This is a genomic window from Paenibacillus sp. Marseille-P2973 (assembly GCF_018101095.1).
In the GTDB taxonomy this organism is placed as follows: domain Bacteria; phylum Bacillota; class Bacilli; order Paenibacillales; family Paenibacillaceae; genus Fontibacillus; species Fontibacillus vini.
This window is the reverse complement of record NZ_JAGQEH010000002.1, coordinates 617,978-637,823: the sequence shown is the minus strand read 5'-3', so window position 1 is coordinate 637,823 and position 19,846 is coordinate 617,978. Positions and strand designations below refer to the sequence as shown.

The window sequence follows — 19,846 nt, the reverse complement described above, 5'->3', positions numbered from 1 at the left end:
ATGAGCAACACGCCGTTGATGGAGTTAAACGAAGAATTCAGGCGCTTGTATATAGCCGGAAGCGATTTGGCTGCCCGAGACTACAGACTTAAACGGCTTCTGCCCGTTTTGCAGCAGATGGGCCAGCGGGCACCGGTTTTTATGAAACTGTCGGAAGGGGTCGCGGAGCTGATCGAGCCGGCGGCCAATAATCCGGAGACCGACTCGGCCAAACGCCTGCAGGATGTCAACCTGCTGTTGCAGTCGATATTACGTACCCAGGGGAAGGGAGCGGCGGAAGGAAAGACGGCACCGCTTGTCACCAACCCGATGCCGTTGCGTACTTTTTTATCCTATCGCAAACTTTCTGCAGTCCGGACCGCCTTGACGACCCGGGGAGGAGGTCGTTACGAGATCATTTACGATGCTTATCAGTCCGGTTATTTTCAGGACCTCAGACTGGTTCCCTTGGCGATACAAGCGCTAAGTGATCCTTATACGGAAATTGCCGATCTGGCCATGGACCGGATCCTGCCCGCTTACGGACCCGCCATCGTACCGCATTTGCTGGATAGCTTTCACGCTGAAGGAGGGAGGCTTGAAGCTCGCAAGCTGACCGTCGTGGCGAAGTGCGGCGGAAAAGAAGTACTAACTGCAGTATATGAAGCTGCCGTCTCTGGTTCGGACGAGGTAAGAACTACAGCGATCCATTTGCTCGCCGGGCATAAGGAATACGAGGAAGCCCTGCTGGACTGGAGCCGCGACAAGAAGAAGGGCATTCGCGAGGCAGCCTATGCGGCTTTGGCGGAGAGCGGGTGGGAGAGTGCGGTAGAAAGGCTCTATGAAGCATCCCAAAGAAAAGACAGCGAACTCGTAAATCCTTCCTTGTCCCGCTGCCAATCTCCATTACTAACACGAATGCTCGCTCAGGATTTCGCAAAGCTGTTAAAGTCACAGCAAGAGATACCTCCCCTTTCAGATAAGCAAAAAACAACGGACAATGCGGCCCAAATCAAGCGTTATCTCTGGTCGCTCCATCTCAAAGAAAGCCCCGAGCTCGAAGCGCTCTATCTGGAAGTGCTGCGCCGGTATGAATGGTACATGTTTAAACTGGATTGGTCATATTTGGCCAATGAAGCCATTCGATACGTGAGCAGGACGGGCACCGCGGAGGGGCGCCGATTAGTGGAGGAAGCTTTGGAGTTGGATTTTGCCCGATCTGCCAATACCGTTCATTTTACATGCGAAATCTTTGTTAAAGCACAGCCGATCCTTTCTCCGCAAAGGCTGTACGAGGTATATGCAAATGTACTGGAACAGGGAACCGGGGCGTCCGCATTAAGCGGGAGCAAGAAAAATTGCAAGCGACTGCTGGGGACCATAGAGGGGCTCGTAGTTTCACGAACCTATAAGCGCTTAGCTCAGGATTGGGCCCGTGGCGAAGAAGTCTATGTCTATGATGTGGAAATGCCATCGCCAGAATCCATTGCGGCAAGCTGGGATTCAAGATGGCTGGATCATTTTATCCTACTAGATCATTTGGCACTGGTAAGTGCATTTGCCCGGCCCGGTCATGAGGGTGCGATATCATTTTTGCTGGACCGGTTGAAGAATTCACCGGAATTCCGCAACCGTTTTGCCAATTTGGTGGTGATCGGGCTTGTAAGGGCGGGCATCCCGGAACACGACCTTCATGAAGCTCTGGTTTCCGCTATGGAGGATGAGCGGAATACGGAATGTCACGAAATCGAGTTGTTTCTGTTCGGGCAGCTTTGCTGTTTGCCGGCGCGTTATGCGGAACGAATTCGCGCGGTGCTTCCGAAATTTAAAGGCCGTGCCGAAGAACAATTGACTTCTATTTTGAACTCACAAAACTAATTCACAAGGAGTGTCGGATATGAGCAACGTGGATAGTATGCAAGATGTGATGCGCCTGCCGGCTGAATTGCTGTTTCAGGATGAGCTTAAGGCGCTGATAGCGGAAGATCGAGGGACAATCCCGACTGGATGGCAGATGTCTCCTCAAGCCGTATTGAAGTTTATCGTCGGGGGCGTGGCCGGCAAGCAAAAGATCACTCCCAAATATATCGGGAACACGCGGATTGTCGAAATGGCGATCGCTACGTTGGTGACGGACCGGGCCCTGCTGCTGATCGGCGAGCCCGGAACGGCCAAATCCTGGCTGTCCGAAAATTTAGCTGCGGCTATATACGGAAATTCGGGCTTGGTCGTTCAAGGAACCGCAGGGACTACCGAAGAACAGGTGCGTTATTCCTGGAATTACGCCATGCTTCTGGCCCAAGGCCCTACACCGGAGGCGCTTGTGCAAAGTCCGATCATGAGAGCGATGGAGGCAGGGGGAATTGCCCGGTTTGAGGAAATTTCACGTTGTGCCTCGGAAGTTCAGGATGCGTTAATTTCAATCTTATCGGAAAAGACGATTTCCGTTCCGGAGCTCGGCAAGGAAGCGCATGCACGGAAAGGTTTCAGCATCATCGCTACCGCCAACACCCGTGACCGCGGAGTCAATGAAATGTCGACGGCTTTGAAGCGCCGGTTCAATATGATCGTACTGCCTGCGCCGGCGGATTTGGAGACCGAAGTCGAGATCGTCAAGAAACGTGTTGCCGAAATTGCGTCTTCTTATGATCTGCAGGCGGCGGTTCCGGCAGACGAAGCGCTTCACAAGGTGGTCACGATATTCAGGGAACTGAGAAGCGGGATGACGCTGGATAAAAAGGAAAAGGTCAAATCCCCTGCCGGCGTCATCTCGACCGCTGAAGCGATTTCGCTGCTCACGAACAGTATGGCGCTTGCCGCCAGCTTCGGCGATGGAGAGATGACGGACGAGGATTTGGCGGCCGGCCTCCAGGGGGCCATCGTCAAGGATGACGATAAAGACCGGCTCGTCTGGAAGGAGTACCTGGACCATGTGATGAAAAAACGCGGGGCGGGCTGGCGAGGGCTTTATAACGCATGCAAGGAGATCAATCCATGAAAGGGGGACGCGGCGCCGGAGTTCATATTTTTGGCGTCCGGCACCTGTCGCCAGCCGGTGCGTTTCATGTCCTGGACTATTTGGAGCATGTACAGCCTACGGCGGTTTTGATTGAAGGTCCGTCGGACGCCACCTCTGAAATTGTTCATCTGACGAGTAGCTCCACCAAGCCTCCGGTGGCGATCCTTGCTTTTACCGAGCAATTGCCCGTGCGTACCGTTCTATGGCCGTTTGCCGATTATTCACCAGAATTCCAGGCGATGCGTTGGGCTCGTAAGAAGGGCGCAGCCTGCGCATTCATCGATTTGCCATCAGCTTCAGTCATCTGCCTGGAGGAGGCACGGCGGGAGAGAGTGCGTCCTGACCGATCGGATGACGAGGGATCTCATCGAGAAACTCAAGAAAGTCAAGGGTCCGGAGACGAACCCCTTGATCTATATCAGCGGATTGCGGAAATTTCCGGAGAAGTCGATTATGACGCCTTTTGGGAACGGAACTTTGAGCATAATCTGAGCCCGGATGCCTATCGCCAGGCGATATTGGCTTATTCAAGGCAAATGAGGGAGTTGACGGAGGAGCAGGAGCGAACTAACGAAACGCTGGCATACGCCTACAATGCGGTACGTGAAGCTTATATGTGCAGGCGGATTGCCGAGACGATCGCGGAGGGACATAAGCCCGAGGAGATTGTTGTCATTTGCGGGGCTTATCACGCTTTGGCGCTGTCCAATTTAGAGGGCGCCATGAGCGATGAGGAACTGAAGCGGCTGCCTTCCCGGCGGACTAAACTGACGCTGATGCCTTATTCGTATTTGAAGCTGTCCTCGCTTACCGGTTACGGAGCCGGCAATATTGCGCCGTTCTATTTTGAAATGATGTGGAAGCAGATGATTCGCGGAAGACTTGGGGATTTGCCTTATCATTATTTGACCTCCATTGCGGGGGATTTAAGAAATGTGGGTACGAATCGTTCAACAGCGGAAGTGATCGAAGGGGTGAGACTTGCTGAATCCCTGGCCGCTCTGCATGACGGATGCCAGCCGTCCCTGCGAGATTTGCGGGATGCGGCAAAGACGCTACTCGGGCGGGGGGAACTTTCGGTGATAGCAGAGTCCCTGGCACGTATCGAAGTTGGCACAGCCATAGGAGAATTGGCGGAGGGCGTCAGTCAGACACCCATTCAGGAAGATATGAACCGCCAGTTGAAACGGCTCAAGCTGGATAAGTACAAAACCGCAGTGGCGAACGACTTGGTGCTCGATCTGCGGGAAAATCGCAGGGTTTCCTCGGAGGAAGCCGCTTTTTTGGACCTGAACCGCTCGTTATGGTTTCATCGTCTGAAGCTGCTCGGCATTCATTTCGTCAAGGAACGAAGCAGGGCCCAAGGCCAGGCCGAGTGGGCGGAGCATTGGATTCTGCAGTGGTCCCCGGAAGTGGAGATTGAGGTTGTTGAATCCACGCTGCTCGGCGAAACGGTTGACGTTGCAGCCGGGTTTGTATTTCAGCAGCGTCTGGAAAGTTGCGAAACTATAGAGGAGGCTTCCAGCCTCATTACGGTCGCTTATGAGTGCGGCATGATTCATCAGATGGAGGCGGGGCGTCAGACGCTGCAAAAACTGGCGGTAGAAAGTCAAGACGTCGTCCAAATTGCCGCAGCGGCCGGAAGGCTGTCCAGGTTGATTCGATTCGGCGGGATACGGAAAATAGACACTGCGCCGCTAACCCCTCTGCTTCGGCAAATGTTCATGAAGGCCTGCCTGTTTTTGAACGAAGCAAGCCGGTGCAATGACGAGGTGGCGCAAGCCATGGCGGCCTCGATGAATGAATTGAATTTTGTTGCGGCCGAGCATGGCGATGAAGTGGATGAAGAACTGTGGATTCAGGTGCTAACGGAATTGTCCGACCGCGATGATGCACATGCCCGGCTCTCGGGCTTGGCTTGCGCGATCTTGCTGGAGCGGGGTCAAATGACCGCGGAGCAATGCTCGGCCGAAGTTTCCCGTCGTTTATCCCCGGGAATTCCGGCGGACCTTGGAGCCGGCTGGTTCGAGGGCTTGGCGATGCGCAACCGCTACGCTCTTATATCCCGAATGAGTTTGTGGGAACAGCTGAACGAATACATTGGCAAGCTTGAAGATGAAGAATTTATGCGGGCGCTGGTCTTTTTGCGGCGGGCCTTCAGTGCGTTCAGTTCGAAGGAAAAGACGATGGTCGCAGAGCTGCTTGGAGAGCTTTGGGGCAGAGACATTGAACAAGTGGCGGAGATGTTGACGGACGATTTAAAGGAGGATGAAGCCCGAATGCTGGATGAATTGAATGATTTTGATTTTGAGGATTTTTAAGATGGAATATGCAGTGGAACATCAAACCTTATCGCGTTGGAGGCTGATATTAGGCGCAGCCGCTGAAGAAGAGCTGAACAGGCACTCGGGAGCCGATCCGTTGAGTTTGACCGCGGAGGAGCAGATCATGGACCGTGCGCTGGCTGCCATCTATGATCAAACGGATGGATCGGGAAACGGAGCGAATTCAGGCACCGGCTCTCATGGACGCGGGGCGGGGAGAGGCAAATCCGCTCCCCGGCTTGCCGAGTGGCTCGGGGATGTCAGGACTTTTTTTCCGGAAGATGTCGTCTCGGTAATTCAGCATGATGCAATGGAACGCAAGGGTTGGAAACAACTGCTGTTTGAGCCGGAAGTTTTGACCAGCGTGAAGCCGGATATTCAGCTGGTAGGCACCTTGCTGTCGCTGAAGGGCAAAATTCCGGAGCGGACGAAGGATACGGCCCGCATGCTCGTACAGGCCGTGGTGGACGAATTGATCAAGCGTATGGAGAATGAGCTTAGAAGGGCTGTGACCGGTGCCTTGAACCGCAGGCAGCACACGCCGATCTCTTCGTTAAGCGGTATCGATTGGAAGCGTACGATCCAACGGAACTTGAAAAATTACGATACCGACCGGCGGGTGATTATACCGGAACGATTCTATTATTTTGACAGGGTGAAAAGCAACAAGGAATGGACGGTGATCGTCGATATCGACCAGAGCGGCTCTATGGCGGAATCCGTTATCTGGGCATCCGTGATCGGTTCGATATTTGCAAGTATCCCCGCGCTCGACACCCGGGTCGTCGTCTTTGATACCGAAGTGGTCGATCTTACGGAGCAATGCGCCAATGACCCGGTAGATATGCTGTTCGGGATTCAGCTTGGAGGAGGGACGAATATCGATAAGTCGGTGGCCTATTGCGAGCAGTTTATTCAAGAGCCCGGTAAGACGTTATTTATATTAATTTCCGATCTCTACGAGGGAGGGAATCAGTCCAGGTTGATTCGCCGGATGCGTGAAATGAATGAGTCGGGGGTCAAGACGCTCTGCCTGCTTGCGCTGTCCGATGAAGGAAAACCGTTCTATGACGAACGATTGGCCAACACTTTTTCGAAGAACGGTACCCCCAGCTTTGCCTGCACGCCGGCTTTGCTCCCGGAACTCGTGGAAGGCGCGCTGAAAGGGCAGGATTTGACGGAGCTGGCCAAGCGGCTGGAGGCAAAAGGGAGATAAAGCGGCTCCGTTGTCATATTGGAATCGATAGACTCATACTCATTTAATATGGCGGAAATTGAGCCGCCTTGCTCGTGACGAAGCGCCGGTTAAAAAAAAGTAGACTCGGACGGTGTATTCCGTCATAAATCCGCATCTGGTACATATGATGATACTAGTCCAAATGCATGTACGAGTTACGCCGCTTCGTTTTTGTTCTCTCCACCGGGATTTGCGGCGGCGGACACGGGTACGGGGAGCTGCCGCTCCTGCTGTAGCTAAGATTTCAAAATGTTGGTGAATAACGAAGCGGATGCTCTCAAAGCATTTTTCCTTCGGCGAATTTTGAGGAGGGGATATCATTGGTATTGGAGAAAGTGGACATTTTTAAGGACATTGCCGAACGTACCGGAGGGGATATTTATCTGGGTGTCGTCGGAGCTGTCCGCACCGGCAAATCAACGTTTATCAAACGATTCATGGAAACGGTGGTGCTCCCGAACATTTCCAGCGAGGCGGACCGGGTAAGGGCGGTGGATGAACTTCCGCAAAGCGCAGCCGGCAAGACGATCATGACGACCGAGCCGAAGTTCGTTCCGAACAATGCGGTGCAAATCAAGGTCGCCGAAGGGCTTGAGGTCAACGTTAGGCTCGTGGATTGCGTCGGATACGCGGTAGAAGGCGCCAAAGGATACGAGGATGAAAATGGTCCGCGGATGATATCCACGCCTTGGTTCGAGGAACCGATTCCGTTTCAGGAAGCGGCCGAAATCGGAACCCGTAAAGTCATTCAGGAGCATTCCACTTTGGGCGTCGTCGTAACGACGGACGGCACGATCGCCGACATTCCGCGCTATTCCTATGTGGAATCGGAGGAGCGGGTAATTGCCGAGCTGAAGGAAGTCGGCAAACCGTTTGTGCTTGTCATTAACTCGACGCGTCCGAGCAGCGACGAAGCCCAACAACTGCGCGGCGAACTGGCCGCCAAATACGATATTCCGGTCATTACTTTAAGCGCCGCTACAATGACCGAAGAAGACGTGACCGGTGTACTGAGAGAGGTTCTTTACGAATTCCCGGTTCATGAAGTCAACGTCAACCTTCCGAGCTGGGTCATGGTGCTGAATGAGAACCACTGGCTTCGGAGTAATTATGAGAATTCCGTTCGCGACACCGTAAAAGATATTCGCAGACTCCGGGATGTCGATCGTGTCGTCAGCAATTTCATGGAATACGATTTCATCGATCGCGCCGGGCTTAGCGGCCTGAACATGGGTCAGGGCGTGGCGGAGATCGATCTATATGCTCCGGATGATCTCTATGACCATATCCTCATGGAAGTGGTCGGAGTAGAGATCCGCGGCAAAGATCATCTGCTTCAACTGATGCAGGATTTCACGCATGCCAAGAAGGAATACGACCGGTTTGCGGAAGCGCTTGAAATGGTCAAGACTACCGGCTACGGCATCGCCGCGCCGTCGCTTGCCGAAATGGCGCTCGACGAGCCGGAACTGATACGGCAAGGCTCCCGGTTCGGGGTAAGACTGAAAGCGACGGCGCCTTCAATTCATATGATTCGCGTCGACGTAGAGTCCGAGTTCGCACCGATTATCGGGACTGAAAAGCAAAGCGAAGAGCTCGTCCGGTACCTGATGCAAGATTTCGAGAACGATCCGATCAAAATTTGGGAGTCCGATATTTTTGGCCGTTCGCTGCATTCCATCGTGAGAGAGGGAATCCAGGGCAAAATCGCCATGATGCCTGACAATGCCCGTTACAAGCTGCAGGAAACACTCGGAAGAATCATCAACGAAGGTTCCGGCGGACTCATCGCCATCATCCTTTAAATAAAAAACAGGGCAGGCTGGTTCATTCAGCCTGCCCTGTTTTTTGCCGTCCGAGCATAGAAGAAGTTATGTACTTTTGACCTATTCCGCCTAAAAAACTTGAAAATATCGATGGGCTGTATTACTATAAGTTTGTTCCGCGCCCCCGAATCGTGGTCAAAACTGCGGTTTTACTGGGGATTTGCACGTAATATGCGCGGTTCAACGTATATTCTACGGCAAAACGGAAACACAGAATATCAGAATGATATAATCCATTTGGTAGGGAGGTGAACCCTGATGAATAAATCCGACTTGATTTCTCAAGTATCTGAAAGTGCGGAATTGTCCAAGAAAGACGCAACTAAAGCCGTTGACGCCGTTTTCGAAGCAATTTCCGAAGCTCTTCAAAGCGGAGATAAAGTACAACTGGTAGGTTTCGGCAATTTCGAAGTCCGCGAGCGTTCCGCCCGTAAAGGCCGCAACCCGCAAACCGGAGAGGAAATCGAAATCCCTGCGAGCAAAATCCCGGCATTCAAACCAGGCAAAGCGCTCAAAGACGGAATTAAATAAAGATTTCTACATATCTTCCGTGTTAATAAAGTCCGTGGGCATTTTGTTCACGGCTTTTTCTTTTAGTACGTGTTCAAAAAAGTCGACTTTTCAGCACCGGGAAGGTTTTACGCTATATTATGTTGGGAGGAATGCCTTCATGGATCAACAGCATGCTGATCAAGCGGGAGGAGCCGAACGGGGCGTCAGCAACGGAGACTACTTTGTCGTCAAGGCGAAGGAGCAGGGCGTCACGGTAATCGGGCTTACCCGGGGCAAAGACACTCGGTTTCACCACACGGAAAAGCTGGACAAAGGCGAAGTACTGATCGCACAGTTTACCGATCATACATCGGCTGTAAAAGTAAGAGGCAAAGCCGTTGTCTATACGAAGCTCGGTGTCATCGATACGGAAGAATGATTTTGAAATTGCAGGCATAGCCTGCTTTTTTCTTTTGTACAATGGGATATAGACTCTAATGTCTGTCCGGTAATAACGGAAGACGATGGAAGAGGGGGAGTCCCGTGAAAGTGAAATGGATTCTTCAAAGCCTGTTGGTTACACTTGGAACCGTACTGTTGCTCTCGGTAATTACTAGAGCCGGAGGTCCGGTATTTGAACATAGCCGGCCGGTATCAGCGGCTGTATTCGAGCCGGGCAAACCGGCGGAGTTGAACGACGGCAATCTGGTCGACGGCTTGTCCGCGATTGAGTTGCCCGTCCCGATCGCTAAGGTGGATTTGAACGGTTCGGTGCTGTCCGTGGATCTAAAAGTGACTGAGGAGCGTTTCGATAAAGGTGAATTATATCGCGGTATTGCCGAGCTGATTTCTTTTTCCTTCGAGCGGACGTCCAATATCGATCAGTTACTGCTGCGTCTCGTTGCGGAGGACCGGTGGCTCGGAACGAGATATCTGCTGCTGGCCGCCGATGTGCGCCGGGGGGAATGGTCGGATTCGGCGATGAATGAACTGCGGAATGCCGGTGACCATGAGCTTCCGAAGGAGCTTCGTACGCTTTTCAGAATGACGGAAACCCATCTCTGGAAGCGGGGCGTCAATTAGCTTACGCTTCGTGCGCTCCCCAAAAACATATGCTATAATAGACAAGATTGTGACATCTTTAAGCATTTTTGAAGAATTGCAGATGTCAGGAATAGCGGCTCGGAGGCAGAGGATGAGACCTGATCGCATAACAGAATTGGCACAAAAGTATGTCGAATACGACATGATTTCAACTCACACGGAGCTACCGGAATTCCCGGTTCCCCGTGTTCGTTTGCTTTATACGTTTTTAAACGACGGCGGGCGTGAAACGGCCCGTTCGGCGGAAACATGCGCGCTTGCCGCTTTTCTTGTGCAGCTTGGCTTGGATACCCACGACAAGATCGACGTGGACGACAGCTGCAAGGAAGAGCAGGAGATGCGATCCCGGCAATTGAAGGTATTGGCGGGCGACTATTTCAGCAGCGTGTTCTATGAACTGCTAGCGCAGAAAGCGGAAATCGGAACGGTATCAAAAATGAGTGCAGCGATTTGCGAAGTGAACCGGCTCAAGGTGAGACTCTATACCGGGCTCAGAAAAATGCTGCTCCCTGCAGAAGAATACTTGAAGGAGCGCGTTCAGCTCAAAACGGTGCTGTTCCATTCATTTACGCAGCAGTTGGACAGGTCCGTACAAAATATTTGGAAATTGCTGCTGACAGAGATCAGCCGCTGCGAAGTCATGCTGGATGAAATGAAGCATTATTCTCTTTCGCCGGAGGAACACAAAGGCTTCGCGTTCCTGCATATTTGGGAGACGGGAACCGCTGAGGACAAAGAAATGATATCCGCCCGGAAGATCGGGGAACGGGATTGGAGCTTGTTGCTCACGAAATACAAAATCAGAGAGCAGCTTGCGTCGATGCTGCGGCAATCGGTGGAACGGGTGCAAGGTCTGGTTCCGGAATGCCAGAGCGACAAGATCCGCTCCGAGATTGGCGGGATTGTGGAACCGATGCTGTCCGTATTGTCATCGCAGCGACGTGCAATTCAAGAAGGGTAAGGTGAAGAGTTGAAATGAGTAGTCTGTCCTCTAAACCAAAGGAGAAGTTCGTACACTCCGTATTTGAGAGTATTGCTCCCAATTACGATAAAATGAACGATATTATTAGCTTTGGCCGCCATAAAGCATGGCGAAAATTTACGATGAAGAAAATGAATATGTCGCAGGGCGATACGGCGATTGATCTCTGCTGCGGGACTTGTGATTGGACGATCAGCATGGCACAGACAAGCGGAGGCAGCATTACCGGGCTAGATTTTAGTGAAAATATGCTCGAGGTCGGTCGCCGTAAAATCGCCGAGCAAGGTCTGGACTCTTCGATTGTTCTTGTTCAGGGGAATGCGATGGCTTTGCCTTTTGAGGATAATACGTTTCAATACGCGACGATCGGATTCGGTCTGAGAAACGTGCCGGATCTTCGCCAGGTCCTCAAAGAAATGCAGAGGGTCGTCAAACCTGGGGGCATGGTGGTCTGCCTGGAAGTGTCCAAGCCGACGTGGCAGCCGTTCAAGGGGCTATACTACTTTTATTTCAAACATTTGTTGCCTTTGCTTGGAAAGCTGATTGCCAAGCGATACGAGCAATACAAATGGCTACCGGAATCCCTCATACAGTTTCCCGGCCGTGAGGAGCTTGCTCAGATTTTTCGGGAAACCGGACTTACCGAAGTCGAAGCGTATCCTTTAACCGGCGGAGTAGCCGCTTTACATATCGGAACGAAGGAGACGCAAAATGTTTAGGAAAGCAGCAGTTTTTTTACAGATGATTAAATTTGAACATACGGTGTTTGCATTGCCGTTCGCCTTCATGGGCGCGCTGCTTGGATCCGTGGCGATTAACCATGAACTTCCTTCCTGGGCCCAAATCGGTTGGGTGTTGCTGGCGATGTTCGGAGCCCGAAGCGCGGCGATGGGACTAAACCGGCTGATCGACCGGGTTAGCGACGCTAAGAACCCCCGTACGGCCGGACGGGCCATTCCTGCCGGACTTCTGAAGATCGGCGAAGTTGTCCTCTTTATCCTTATTTCATTTGCACTGTTGTTCTGGGCGGCTGCCGAGCTTAATCCGTTGGCGATGAAGCTGCTTCCAATCGCGGTGGTTATGCTTGTGGTTTACTCTTATACGAAACGCTTCACATGGCTTTGTCACGTTGTACTCGGCTTGACGATCGCCTTGGCCCCACTGGGCGGCTGGGCAGCCGTAACCGGCAAAGTGGACGCAACGGCCATGGTGCTGTACATCACCATCGCTTTATGGGTGGCTGGCTTTGATGTGATCTATTCCTGTCAGGATGTCGAGTTTGACACAAAAGAGGGACTATACTCCATACCGGTCCGGTTCGGTGTCGCGAACTCACTCCGCATTGCCCAGGTATTTCATATCATTTCCGCACTCGGATATATTGCGTTGCTGCTCATGGCGGATCTCGGCTGGTGGTATATCGCCGGCATGCTGATCGCGTGCCTGATCTTGTTTTATGAGCATTATATCGTCTCTCCCAGCGACCTCAGCCGGCTGCAGACAGCCTTCTTTACAATGAATGGCGTGCTCAGTATCGTCGTGTTTTCGTTCACGCTAATCGATTTGGTGGTGCGGCAATCCTGATGAGCGAAAACAAGAACAGGGCGATGGTGGTCGGAATTACGGGAGCGAGCGGGGCGGTATACGGCGTGAAGCTGGTCAAAACGCTGCTGGGTCTCGGCATCAACGTTCACCTGGTGATTTCGAATGCCGGCTGGCGGGTGATGAAGGAAGAACTGGGCTGGGAAACGACGGACCGGGAAGCTGTGCTGCGATCTCATTTTGACGGATTTTCTGGCAGCTATACTTACCATCCCGTAGGGGATATCGGGGCATCGATCGCCAGCGGTTCCTTTTTGGTAGAGGGTATGGTCATTATGCCTTGCTCTATGGGAACCCTCTCCTCGATCGCCAACGGTTCCTCGGACAACCTGATGACCCGCGCGGCGGACGTGATGCTTAAGGAAGGCCGACCGCTTGTGCTTGTTCCTCGCGAGACGCCGCTTCACGCGATTCATTTGGAAAATATGACCAAACTGGCCAGGCTTGGAGTCCGTATGATCCCGGCCATGCCTGCGTTTTACTTCGGCCCGCAAAGTATTGATGATTTGGTTGCATTCTTAGTGGGTAAAGTACTGGACAACTTGAAAATAGAACACGCTCTCTTTACTAGATGGGGGGATCACAGTGAACAACCGGGAGAATGACGACATCCTCATCGGAAAAATTAAGTACACTAACGTATGGCCTGTTTTTCATCATTTCAAAACTATCGATTTGCCGCAGCCGGCGAGCCTGGTAACGGAGGTTCCTTCATTGCTTAACCGGAAAATGCTGAAAGGGGAACTGGATTTATCGCCCGTCTCCTCCTTCGCTTTCGGTTACGGCTCGGATCGCTTCATCCTTCTGCCCGATTTATCGGTCAGCTCCGACGGACCTGTAAACTCGATTCTTCTGTTCTCGCGCAAGCCTCCAGAGGAAATCAAGAACGGCGTCATCGCGCTGACGAACACTTCGGCAACGTCGGTAAACCTGTTGAAAATCATTATGGAAAAAGCTTATGGCGGACAACCGACCTACTGGGACAGCGAGCCGGTGCTTGACACGATGATGGAACAAAGCGATGCAGCGCTATTGATCGGTGATCATGCCATTCAGGCTTCCTGGAGAGATCACGGTTATATCGTCACTGATTTGGGGGAAGTCTGGAAACAATGGACCGGTTACGGCATGACCTTTGCCGTTTGGGCGGTTCAGCGGTCTTTTGCCGAGAGTCATCCCCGTTTTCTCTCCAAGGTTAGCGAGGCATTCGAGGAGAGCAAACGCCGCAGCTTGGCGGATTTGAACCCGCTTGTGGATAAAGCCTGCCGCGAGATCGGCGGGACGACGGATTATTGGCATCATTATTTTAATAACTTATGTTATGATTTTAGTGAACAGCGGCAGAGCGGTTTGGCCTTATACTTTTCGTACGCTTATGAGATGGGGCTTCTGCCAAACAAGGTAGATATGAACATTTGGAGTGACAATACGCTGACACGGGTGAAAGAATGAAATTAATGGATATTTTCGGCACGCTGAAAAGGGATATGGACTTTATTGAACGGCAGCTGTACCGGAGCATCGAAGGCGATGACGAGCTGCTGAGCGAGACGTCTCTGCATCTTCTGAAAGCCGGGGGGAAACGGCTGCGCCCGATTTTTGTGCTGCTAGGCGGGAAGTTCGGTAATTACGATCTGGAAAAATTGCAGCACGTGGCGGTTCCGCTCGAGCTCATCCACTCCGCTTCGCTCGTTCATGACGATGTGATCGACGATGCCGGCACGCGTCGCGGGAAACCTACGGTTAAAGCAAAGTGGGACAACAAAATCGCCATGTACACCGGCGATTATATTTATGCCAAGGCGCTGATGCTGGCGACCCAGCTTGAAAATCCCCAGCTTCACCGGATATTGGCTAAAGCGATGGTGCAGATGTCGGTGGGTGAGATGGAGCAGATCCGCGATTTCTTTAATACGGATCAATCGGTCCGCCACTATCTGCTGCGTATCCGCCGCAAGACGGCGCTGTTGATCGCGATCAGCTGTCAGCTCGGAGCTTTGGCATCGGATGCGACAGCCAAGGTGCATTCTTTACTGTACCGCTATGGATATAATGTGGGGATGGCATTCCAGATCCGTGACGATCTGCTGGACTTGTGCGGAACGGAGAAGAGTATCGGCAAGCCGCCCGGCAGTGATATGCGGCAGGGGAATATTACGCTGCCTGTCATTTATGCGCTGCAGGAGGAGGGGCTTAAAGTACCGCTACTGCGGGAAATATCGACAATCCGGGAACAGGGTGCTGATGCCGATGCCTCCAAGGCAATACAAATGATCTTGTCGAGTCAGGGCATTTCACGAGCGGAGCAGCTCGCCGACCGGTTTATCGGCAAGGCGATGGATGCGCTTGATGAGCTGCCTGAGAGCAAAACGAGAACTCATTTGAAAGAAATTGCACTATTTGTCAACAAACGTTCCTATTGATTACGGATCAAGTCTCTAAATGAAGCTTATCAGACGACGGTTTTTTTGGTAGAATACGGTTATTGCAGCCTTTCCATATTATCTATTATCAATGTTGTCTAAATCAGGAGGAGAACCATGGAACGTACCTTTTTAATGGTTAAACCGGACGGAGTCCAACGGGGATTAATCGGCAGAATTATCAGCCGTTTTGAAGACAAAGGATTTAATCTTGTGGCCGGAAAGCTCGTACAGGTGTCGAAGGAACAGGCCATGAGACATTATGCGGAGCACGAAGGTAAACCCTTCTTTGACAGTTTGGTCAGCTTTATTACCTCTGGACCCGTGTTTGCCATGGTCTGGGAAGGAGACGATATCGTTACATTATCGCGGATCGTCATCGGCAAGACCAAAGTGACGGAAGCGTTGCCAGGTACCATCCGCGGCGACTTTGCCGCCCACACGCCGTTCAATCTGATTCACGGCTCGGACGGACCTGAAAGTGCGGAACGGGAAATTGCAAACTTCTTTGAAGACCATGAACTGGTTGCTTATTCGAAGAGCATAGCGCCATGGATATGATCAAATTAGACGAGTCTTCCCGGAGCAGGGGAAACGAGGCTGCGGATCCGGATTATGCGGGATTTATCCAAAGCATCAAGAAAAGCACGGGAATTGATTTGGCTCAGTACAAGGAAGCTCAAATGAAGCGCCGGTTGACGACGCTCCGCAACAAAAACGGATACCCAACTTTCGATGCTTTTTATAATGCAATGATGGTTAATAAACCGCTGTTCTATGAATTTCTGGATAAGATGACGATTAACGTATCCGAATTCTGGCGTAACCCGAACCGCTGGGAAGTGCTCAGAGATACGGTGCTTCCGGGCCTGTCCGCAGGCAGGTCACGCCTTCGGGTATGGAGCGCGGCTTGCTCTACCGGTGAAGAGCCGTATACGCTGTCCATGATCCTCGCAGATCAAGGATTGCTGCAGCATACATATTTGCTTGCCAGCGATATCGATGAAGGCGCTTTGGCCAAGGCTGCCGAAGGATTGTACCTGGATCGTTCGCTGAAGGACGTCCCGGCTGACGTGGTTAAGCGTTATTTTACCCCGGAAGGCGTTCAATTCCGGTTTGACGCGAAATTGAAAAAGGCGGTCACCTTCAAGAAACAAAACCTGCTTCTGGATCCTTTTGAAGACGGCTTTGATCTGATCGTCTGCCGAAACGTGATGATTTATTTTACGGAAGAGGCCAAACACGCGCTCTATCACAAATTTGCGAAGGCTTTGCGTCCCGGAGGTATTCTTTTCGTCGGCAGTACAGAACAAATTTTCTCCCCGTCCCAATATGAGCTGGAGCCAGCCGAAACGTTCTTTTATCGTAAAAAAGCGTAGCCGCTGTATATTCCTCCCTTTGTTTTCCAATAATGACTGACAAGAGAGTTAGGGAGGTCAGCTCAGCCCATGGACAAGAGAAAGGTCATCGACGCTTACCGTCGGGGATTCCTTACGCTGCAGGAATGCGCTCAGGTTCTCGGCGTGGAAAAGACGCATATTATAGATTTGCTGGACCATACTCCGAACGAGAATCAGCGGGGCCCGCTGCTGGACAATCAGCAAGCTACCGGCAACTAATGCGGGGCTTATTCTGTAAATTTTATATCCGAAATTTGACGCGCGGTTTCTTCTGTGGAATGACAGGAGGGGCGGCGCGTTTTTTTTGCTTAGGGCAGACTGTTGGAAGAAACGTTAGGACTGTTCTGTGTAGAATGCCTTTCTTGTCAAAAGATTGGTCCTATACTATAATGAGCAAAAGAATTATCGGATTTTAGCTCTTTACAGTTTAACAGTTTAAAGGGGGAACGCATCATGACATTACGTTATTTGACCGCGGGGGAAACACATGGACCCCAGCTTACAGCTATTATTGAAGGTTTGCCAAGCAATTTGAATCTGGATTTTGAGGCGCTTAATTTTGAACTGGCCCGTCGCCAGAAGGGATATGGGAGAGGCCGGCGGATGCAGATCGAGAAGGATACGGCGCAGATTGCCGGCGGTGTGCGGCACGGATACACAACCGGCGCTCCGGTGGCTCTGATTGTAGCCAACAATGACTGGACGCACTGGCGCAACATTATGAATATTGAACCGATCGAAGGAACGGACGAAGAGAAGCGTCGTGTGCACCGTCCGCGCCCTGGCCACGCCGATTTGAACGGCGGACTTAAGTACAACTTAAAGGATCTACGCAATGTGCTGGAGCGTTCCAGCGCACGTGAAACGGCGATCCGGGTAGCGGTAGGCGCCGTGGCCAAACAGTTTTTGGAGAAATTCGGAATCAAAATAGCGGGACAAGTTATTCGAATCGGTGAAATCGAAGCTCCTCCGCATAATTTGCCGCTGGATGAAATGGCCAAGGTGACTGAACAGTCCTCCGTCCGGGTAGTCGATCCTGAAACCGAGAAGAAGATGGAAGCTTACATAGACCGGATTAAGGAAGAAGGCGATTCCATCGGTGGAATCGTGGAATGCATCGTAGAAGGCGTGCCTGTCGGACTCGGCAGTCATGTTCAATACGACCGCAAACTGGATGGCCGCATCGCCCAGGCCGTGATGTCGATCAACGCATTCAAGGGCGTGGAAATCGGAATCGGTTTTGAAGCCGGGAAATTGCCGGGCTCCAAAGTGCATGACGAGATTCTATACAGCGAAGAACGTGGATACCACCGGGCCAGCAATCGCTTGGGCGGATTTGAAGGCGGGATGACGAACGGGATGCCGATCGTAGTCCGCGGCGTGATGAAGCCGATTCCTACGTTATATAAGCCGCTGCAAAGCGTGGATATCGATACGAAAGAACCGTTTACGGCCCAAGTGGAACGTTCCGATGCCTGCGCAGTACCTGCGGCCAGCGTCGTGCTTGAGCATGTTGTGGCTTGGGAAGTCGCCAAGGCGTTTCTCGAGAAATTCGGCGGTGACTCTATGGAAGAAGTCGAGCGCAATGTGAAAAGCTACCTCGCTCAACTGGAGAACTACTAATGCGGACGCTGCAGGTGGATTTGGGTGAACGGTCCTATCCGATATACATCGGCGGCGGACTGTTGAACGAAGCCGGAGATTATTTTGAACGGCACCAACTGAGCAAGAAGAGTCCGGTGCTTATCGTTACGGATGATCATGTCGCTCCGCTTTACCTTAAACGAGTGGAAGAATCTCTCGGGAATAGCGGGTTTACTACGGTAAGCAAGGTCGTTAAGTCGGGGGAGAAATCGAAATCGCTCGAAGTATTCGAAGAAGTCATGACGGCGGCGATCGAGGGCGGTCTTGACCGCCGGTCCGTGGTGGTGGCTCTTGGCGGAGGCGTGGTCGGCGATCTGGCCGGATTTGTTGCGGCATCCTATATGCGCGGCGTTGCCTTCGTGCAGATGCCGACAACAATACTGGCTCATGACAGCAGCGTCGGCGGCAAGGTTGCCGTCAACCACCGGCTGGCGAAGAACATGATCGGTGCTTTTCACCAGCCGGAAATGGTTCTGTATGATGTAGACACTTTGCAGAGTCTTCCAGAACGGGAAGTGCGGGCCGGCTTGTCCGAAATGATCAAGCACGGGCTGATCTGGGATGCCGAGTTTGCCGAGTGGTGCAGGGAGCATACCGCAGATCTGTTGTCATTGGACCCTGATGCTTTGGGATATGGTCTCACTAAGGGATGCTCGATCAAAGCGCAGGTTGTTTCCGAAGATGAGAAGGAAATGGGTTTACGGGCGATCCTCAACCTGGGTCATACACTGGGCCATGCGTTGGAAGCGATCGGCGGCTACGGAGAGTTTCTGCACGGCGAAGCGATCTCAATCGGGATGGCGGCAGCGGCCCGTATCTCCGTAAACCGGGGAAGAGATCGGTCCTTATTCGATACGACTACGTCCATTCTCCGCGGTTTTGGGCTTCCTACAGTCATGCCGGGCCATCTGGAAGAAGACCAAATCATTGGAGCTATGATGCATGATAAGAAGTTTAAAGAGCAACAGCTCGTTTTTGTGCTGCCGACCGAAATAGGGAAGGTTGAAATTGTCTCGGATGTGAAGGTGGAAGAAGTCCGCCGGGTCATTTCGGAATTGAAAGAGGAGGGGCATCATGTATAACCGGGGAATTCGCGGTGCCACAACGGTAACCCGCAACGAAGAAGCTGAGATTTTGGAGGCTACCGCCTCATTGCTCAAAGAAGTCGTCGAGCGGAATCAGATTGAACCTGAGGACATCTGCAGTGTCTGGATTACGGTGACACCTGACCTGGATGCGACATTTCCGGCCAGAGCGATCCGCGTCCTGAGCGGATGGGACATGGTTCCTCTGATGTGCTCCACGGAAATTCCGGTGAAAGGCGGGCTTCCTAAATGTATTCGCCTGCTAATCCAAGTGAACACGAACAAAGGGCAGAGAGAAATGAAGCATGTTTATTTGAATGAGGCGCAAAGCTTGCGCCCTGACTTGACCGTTTCTTGATCTGATCGGGGTCGTTGGCAACTTTTCCAATTCTGGAGTTGCCAAAGCGGCGGTCATCATGTATAGTAATTTTAAGATTTTGTAGCGATTGATTTTGGACCTGCAGGAGTGCCGGTCGGAATTTATCGCTGAGTGAGTATAGAGCTGAGTAGAGTATAGCTGAGTTGAGCAGAGTTGAGACGAGAGATGTTCCGGCAGTTTTTTGGAAGTCGGCACTGTATTATGATGGGGGAGCAGGTTTATCCGTTCCTGGATTGTAATGCTATGTTGCTGCATTTCACTGCACGGGGATATCGCTAATATAACTTACTGCAAAATAAGCCAACCTCTACTTCGGTAGAGGTTTTTTTGTTATATATAACCAACGAAAA

20 protein-coding genes are annotated in these 19,846 nt (G+C 51.9%); all 20 read left to right on the top strand.

The features are described from left to right. A complete protein-coding gene (locus tag KB559_RS06525) occupies nt 1-1,857 on the top strand; it encodes a HEAT repeat domain-containing protein (RefSeq protein ID WP_211020894.1) in 1,857 nt (618 codons plus the stop codon). A 19-nt stretch (nt 1,858-1,876) separates the two neighbouring features. Continuing rightward, nucleotides 1,877-2,977 carry an ATP-binding protein gene (locus tag KB559_RS06520; RefSeq protein ID WP_211020893.1) on the top strand — a complete coding sequence of 367 codons (1,101 nt, stop codon included), beginning with the start codon at nt 1,877-1,879 and terminating at the stop codon, nt 2,975-2,977. Then, nucleotides 2,974-5,319 (top strand): DUF5682 family protein, encoded by a 2,346-nt coding sequence (locus KB559_RS06515; protein WP_211020892.1) that lies wholly within the window; start codon nt 2,974-2,976, stop codon nt 5,317-5,319. The genes KB559_RS06520 and KB559_RS06515 overlap by 4 nt, the downstream gene beginning before the upstream one ends. Nucleotide 5,320: 1 nt before the next feature. Beyond that, the gene (locus KB559_RS06510) at nt 5,321-6,538 is read left to right on the top strand and encodes a VWA domain-containing protein (protein WP_211020891.1); all 1,218 of its coding nucleotides are present in this window, start codon (nt 5,321-5,323) and stop codon (nt 6,536-6,538) included. A 347-nt stretch (nt 6,539-6,885) separates the two neighbouring features. Beyond that, nucleotides 6,886-8,364, top strand: coding sequence for a stage IV sporulation protein A (gene spoIVA / locus KB559_RS06505; RefSeq protein WP_211020981.1), 1,479 nt, complete (start codon nt 6,886-6,888; stop codon nt 8,362-8,364). Between the two features lie 279 nt (nt 8,365-8,643). After that, nucleotides 8,644-8,916 (top strand): HU family DNA-binding protein, encoded by a 273-nt coding sequence (locus KB559_RS06500; protein ID WP_211020890.1) that lies wholly within the window; start codon nt 8,644-8,646, stop codon nt 8,914-8,916. A 139-nt stretch (nt 8,917-9,055) separates the two neighbouring features. Next, the gene (mtrB, locus tag KB559_RS06495) at nt 9,056-9,316 is read left to right on the top strand and encodes a trp RNA-binding attenuation protein MtrB (protein ID WP_211020889.1); all 261 of its coding nucleotides are present in this window, start codon (nt 9,056-9,058) and stop codon (nt 9,314-9,316) included. Between the two features lie 104 nt (nt 9,317-9,420). Next, nucleotides 9,421-9,960 (top strand): hypothetical protein, encoded by a 540-nt coding sequence (locus tag KB559_RS06490; protein WP_211020888.1) that lies wholly within the window; start codon nt 9,421-9,423, stop codon nt 9,958-9,960. A gap of 112 nt (nt 9,961-10,072) precedes the next feature. Beyond that, nucleotides 10,073-10,942, top strand: a complete 870-nt coding sequence (locus KB559_RS06485) for a heptaprenyl diphosphate synthase component 1 (protein WP_211020887.1) — start codon at nt 10,073-10,075, stop codon at nt 10,940-10,942. Between the two features lie 14 nt (nt 10,943-10,956). Continuing rightward, a complete protein-coding gene (locus KB559_RS06480; protein ID WP_211020886.1) occupies nt 10,957-11,682 on the top strand; it encodes a demethylmenaquinone methyltransferase in 726 nt (241 codons plus the stop codon). Continuing rightward, a complete protein-coding gene (locus KB559_RS06475; RefSeq protein WP_211020885.1) occupies nt 11,675-12,547 on the top strand; it encodes a UbiA-like polyprenyltransferase in 873 nt (290 codons plus the stop codon). The genes KB559_RS06480 and KB559_RS06475 overlap by 8 nt, the downstream gene beginning before the upstream one ends. Beyond that, on the top strand, nt 12,547-13,170 hold the full coding sequence (locus KB559_RS06470; RefSeq protein WP_211020884.1) for a UbiX family flavin prenyltransferase: 624 nt from the start codon (nt 12,547-12,549) through the stop codon (nt 13,168-13,170). The genes KB559_RS06475 and KB559_RS06470 overlap by 1 nt, the downstream gene beginning before the upstream one ends. Next, the gene (locus KB559_RS06465) at nt 13,151-14,017 is read left to right on the top strand and encodes a menaquinone biosynthetic enzyme MqnA/MqnD family protein (RefSeq protein ID WP_211020883.1); all 867 of its coding nucleotides are present in this window, start codon (nt 13,151-13,153) and stop codon (nt 14,015-14,017) included. Before KB559_RS06470 ends, KB559_RS06465 begins: the two co-directional genes overlap by 20 nt. Beyond that, a complete protein-coding gene (locus KB559_RS06460; protein WP_211020882.1) occupies nt 14,014-14,988 on the top strand; it encodes a polyprenyl synthetase family protein in 975 nt (324 codons plus the stop codon). The genes KB559_RS06465 and KB559_RS06460 overlap by 4 nt, the downstream gene beginning before the upstream one ends. 117 nt (nt 14,989-15,105) lie before the next feature. Beyond that, a complete protein-coding gene (ndk, locus tag KB559_RS06455; RefSeq protein ID WP_211020881.1) occupies nt 15,106-15,549 on the top strand; it encodes a nucleoside-diphosphate kinase in 444 nt (147 codons plus the stop codon). Beyond that, on the top strand, nt 15,540-16,367 hold the full coding sequence (locus KB559_RS06450; protein ID WP_211020880.1) for a CheR family methyltransferase: 828 nt from the start codon (nt 15,540-15,542) through the stop codon (nt 16,365-16,367). The genes ndk and KB559_RS06450 overlap by 10 nt, the downstream gene beginning before the upstream one ends. A gap of 69 nt (nt 16,368-16,436) precedes the next feature. Continuing rightward, nucleotides 16,437-16,607: a hypothetical protein gene (locus KB559_RS06445; protein ID WP_211020879.1), complete on the top strand. Its 171-nt coding sequence runs from the start codon at nt 16,437-16,439 to the stop codon at nt 16,605-16,607. A 234-nt stretch (nt 16,608-16,841) separates the two neighbouring features. Continuing rightward, a complete protein-coding gene (gene aroC, locus KB559_RS06440) occupies nt 16,842-18,011 on the top strand; it encodes a chorismate synthase (protein WP_211020878.1) in 1,170 nt (389 codons plus the stop codon). Beyond that, nucleotides 18,011-19,114, top strand: a complete 1,104-nt coding sequence (aroB, locus tag KB559_RS06435; RefSeq protein WP_211020877.1) for a 3-dehydroquinate synthase — start codon at nt 18,011-18,013, stop codon at nt 19,112-19,114. Before aroC ends, aroB begins: the two co-directional genes overlap by 1 nt. Continuing rightward, the gene (gene aroH, locus KB559_RS06430; RefSeq protein ID WP_211020876.1) at nt 19,107-19,475 is read left to right on the top strand and encodes a chorismate mutase; all 369 of its coding nucleotides are present in this window, start codon (nt 19,107-19,109) and stop codon (nt 19,473-19,475) included. Before aroB ends, aroH begins: the two co-directional genes overlap by 8 nt. Nucleotides 19,476-19,846: the final 371 nt, after the last annotated feature.

Excerpts from the sequence above, each read along its gene's own strand:
- KB559_RS06520 (WP_211020893.1), top strand. The coding sequence starts at position 1,877 with ATGAGCAACGTGGATAGTATGCAAGATGTGATGCGCCTGCCGGCTGAA.
- KB559_RS06485 (WP_211020887.1), top strand. The coding sequence starts at position 10,073 with ATGAGACCTGATCGCATAACAGAATTGGCACAAAAGTATGTCGAATAC.
- aroB (WP_211020877.1), top strand. The coding sequence starts at position 18,011 with ATGCGGACGCTGCAGGTGGATTTGGGTGAACGGTCCTATCCGATATAC.
- aroH (WP_211020876.1), top strand. The coding sequence starts at position 19,107 with ATGTATAACCGGGGAATTCGCGGTGCCACAACGGTAACCCGCAACGAA.
- KB559_RS06525 (WP_211020894.1), top strand. The coding sequence starts at position 1 with ATGAGCAACACGCCGTTGATGGAGTTAAACGAAGAATTCAGGCGCTTG.
- aroC (WP_211020878.1), top strand. The coding sequence starts at position 16,842 with ATGACATTACGTTATTTGACCGCGGGGGAAACACATGGACCCCAGCTT.
- ndk (WP_211020881.1), top strand. The coding sequence starts at position 15,106 with ATGGAACGTACCTTTTTAATGGTTAAACCGGACGGAGTCCAACGGGGA.
- KB559_RS06475 (WP_211020885.1), top strand. The coding sequence starts at position 11,675 with ATGTTTAGGAAAGCAGCAGTTTTTTTACAGATGATTAAATTTGAACAT.
- KB559_RS06510 (WP_211020891.1), top strand. The coding sequence starts at position 5,321 with ATGGAATATGCAGTGGAACATCAAACCTTATCGCGTTGGAGGCTGATA.
- KB559_RS06515 (WP_211020892.1), top strand. The coding sequence starts at position 2,974 with ATGAAAGGGGGACGCGGCGCCGGAGTTCATATTTTTGGCGTCCGGCAC.
- KB559_RS06460 (WP_211020882.1), top strand. The coding sequence starts at position 14,014 with ATGAAATTAATGGATATTTTCGGCACGCTGAAAAGGGATATGGACTTT.
- KB559_RS06470 (WP_211020884.1), top strand. The coding sequence starts at position 12,547 with ATGAGCGAAAACAAGAACAGGGCGATGGTGGTCGGAATTACGGGAGCG.
- KB559_RS06480 (WP_211020886.1), top strand. The coding sequence starts at position 10,957 with ATGAGTAGTCTGTCCTCTAAACCAAAGGAGAAGTTCGTACACTCCGTA.
- KB559_RS06450 (WP_211020880.1), top strand. The coding sequence starts at position 15,540 with ATGGATATGATCAAATTAGACGAGTCTTCCCGGAGCAGGGGAAACGAG.
- mtrB (WP_211020889.1), top strand. The coding sequence starts at position 9,056 with ATGGATCAACAGCATGCTGATCAAGCGGGAGGAGCCGAACGGGGCGTC.
- KB559_RS06445 (WP_211020879.1), top strand. The coding sequence starts at position 16,437 with ATGGACAAGAGAAAGGTCATCGACGCTTACCGTCGGGGATTCCTTACG.
- KB559_RS06500 (WP_211020890.1), top strand. The coding sequence starts at position 8,644 with ATGAATAAATCCGACTTGATTTCTCAAGTATCTGAAAGTGCGGAATTG.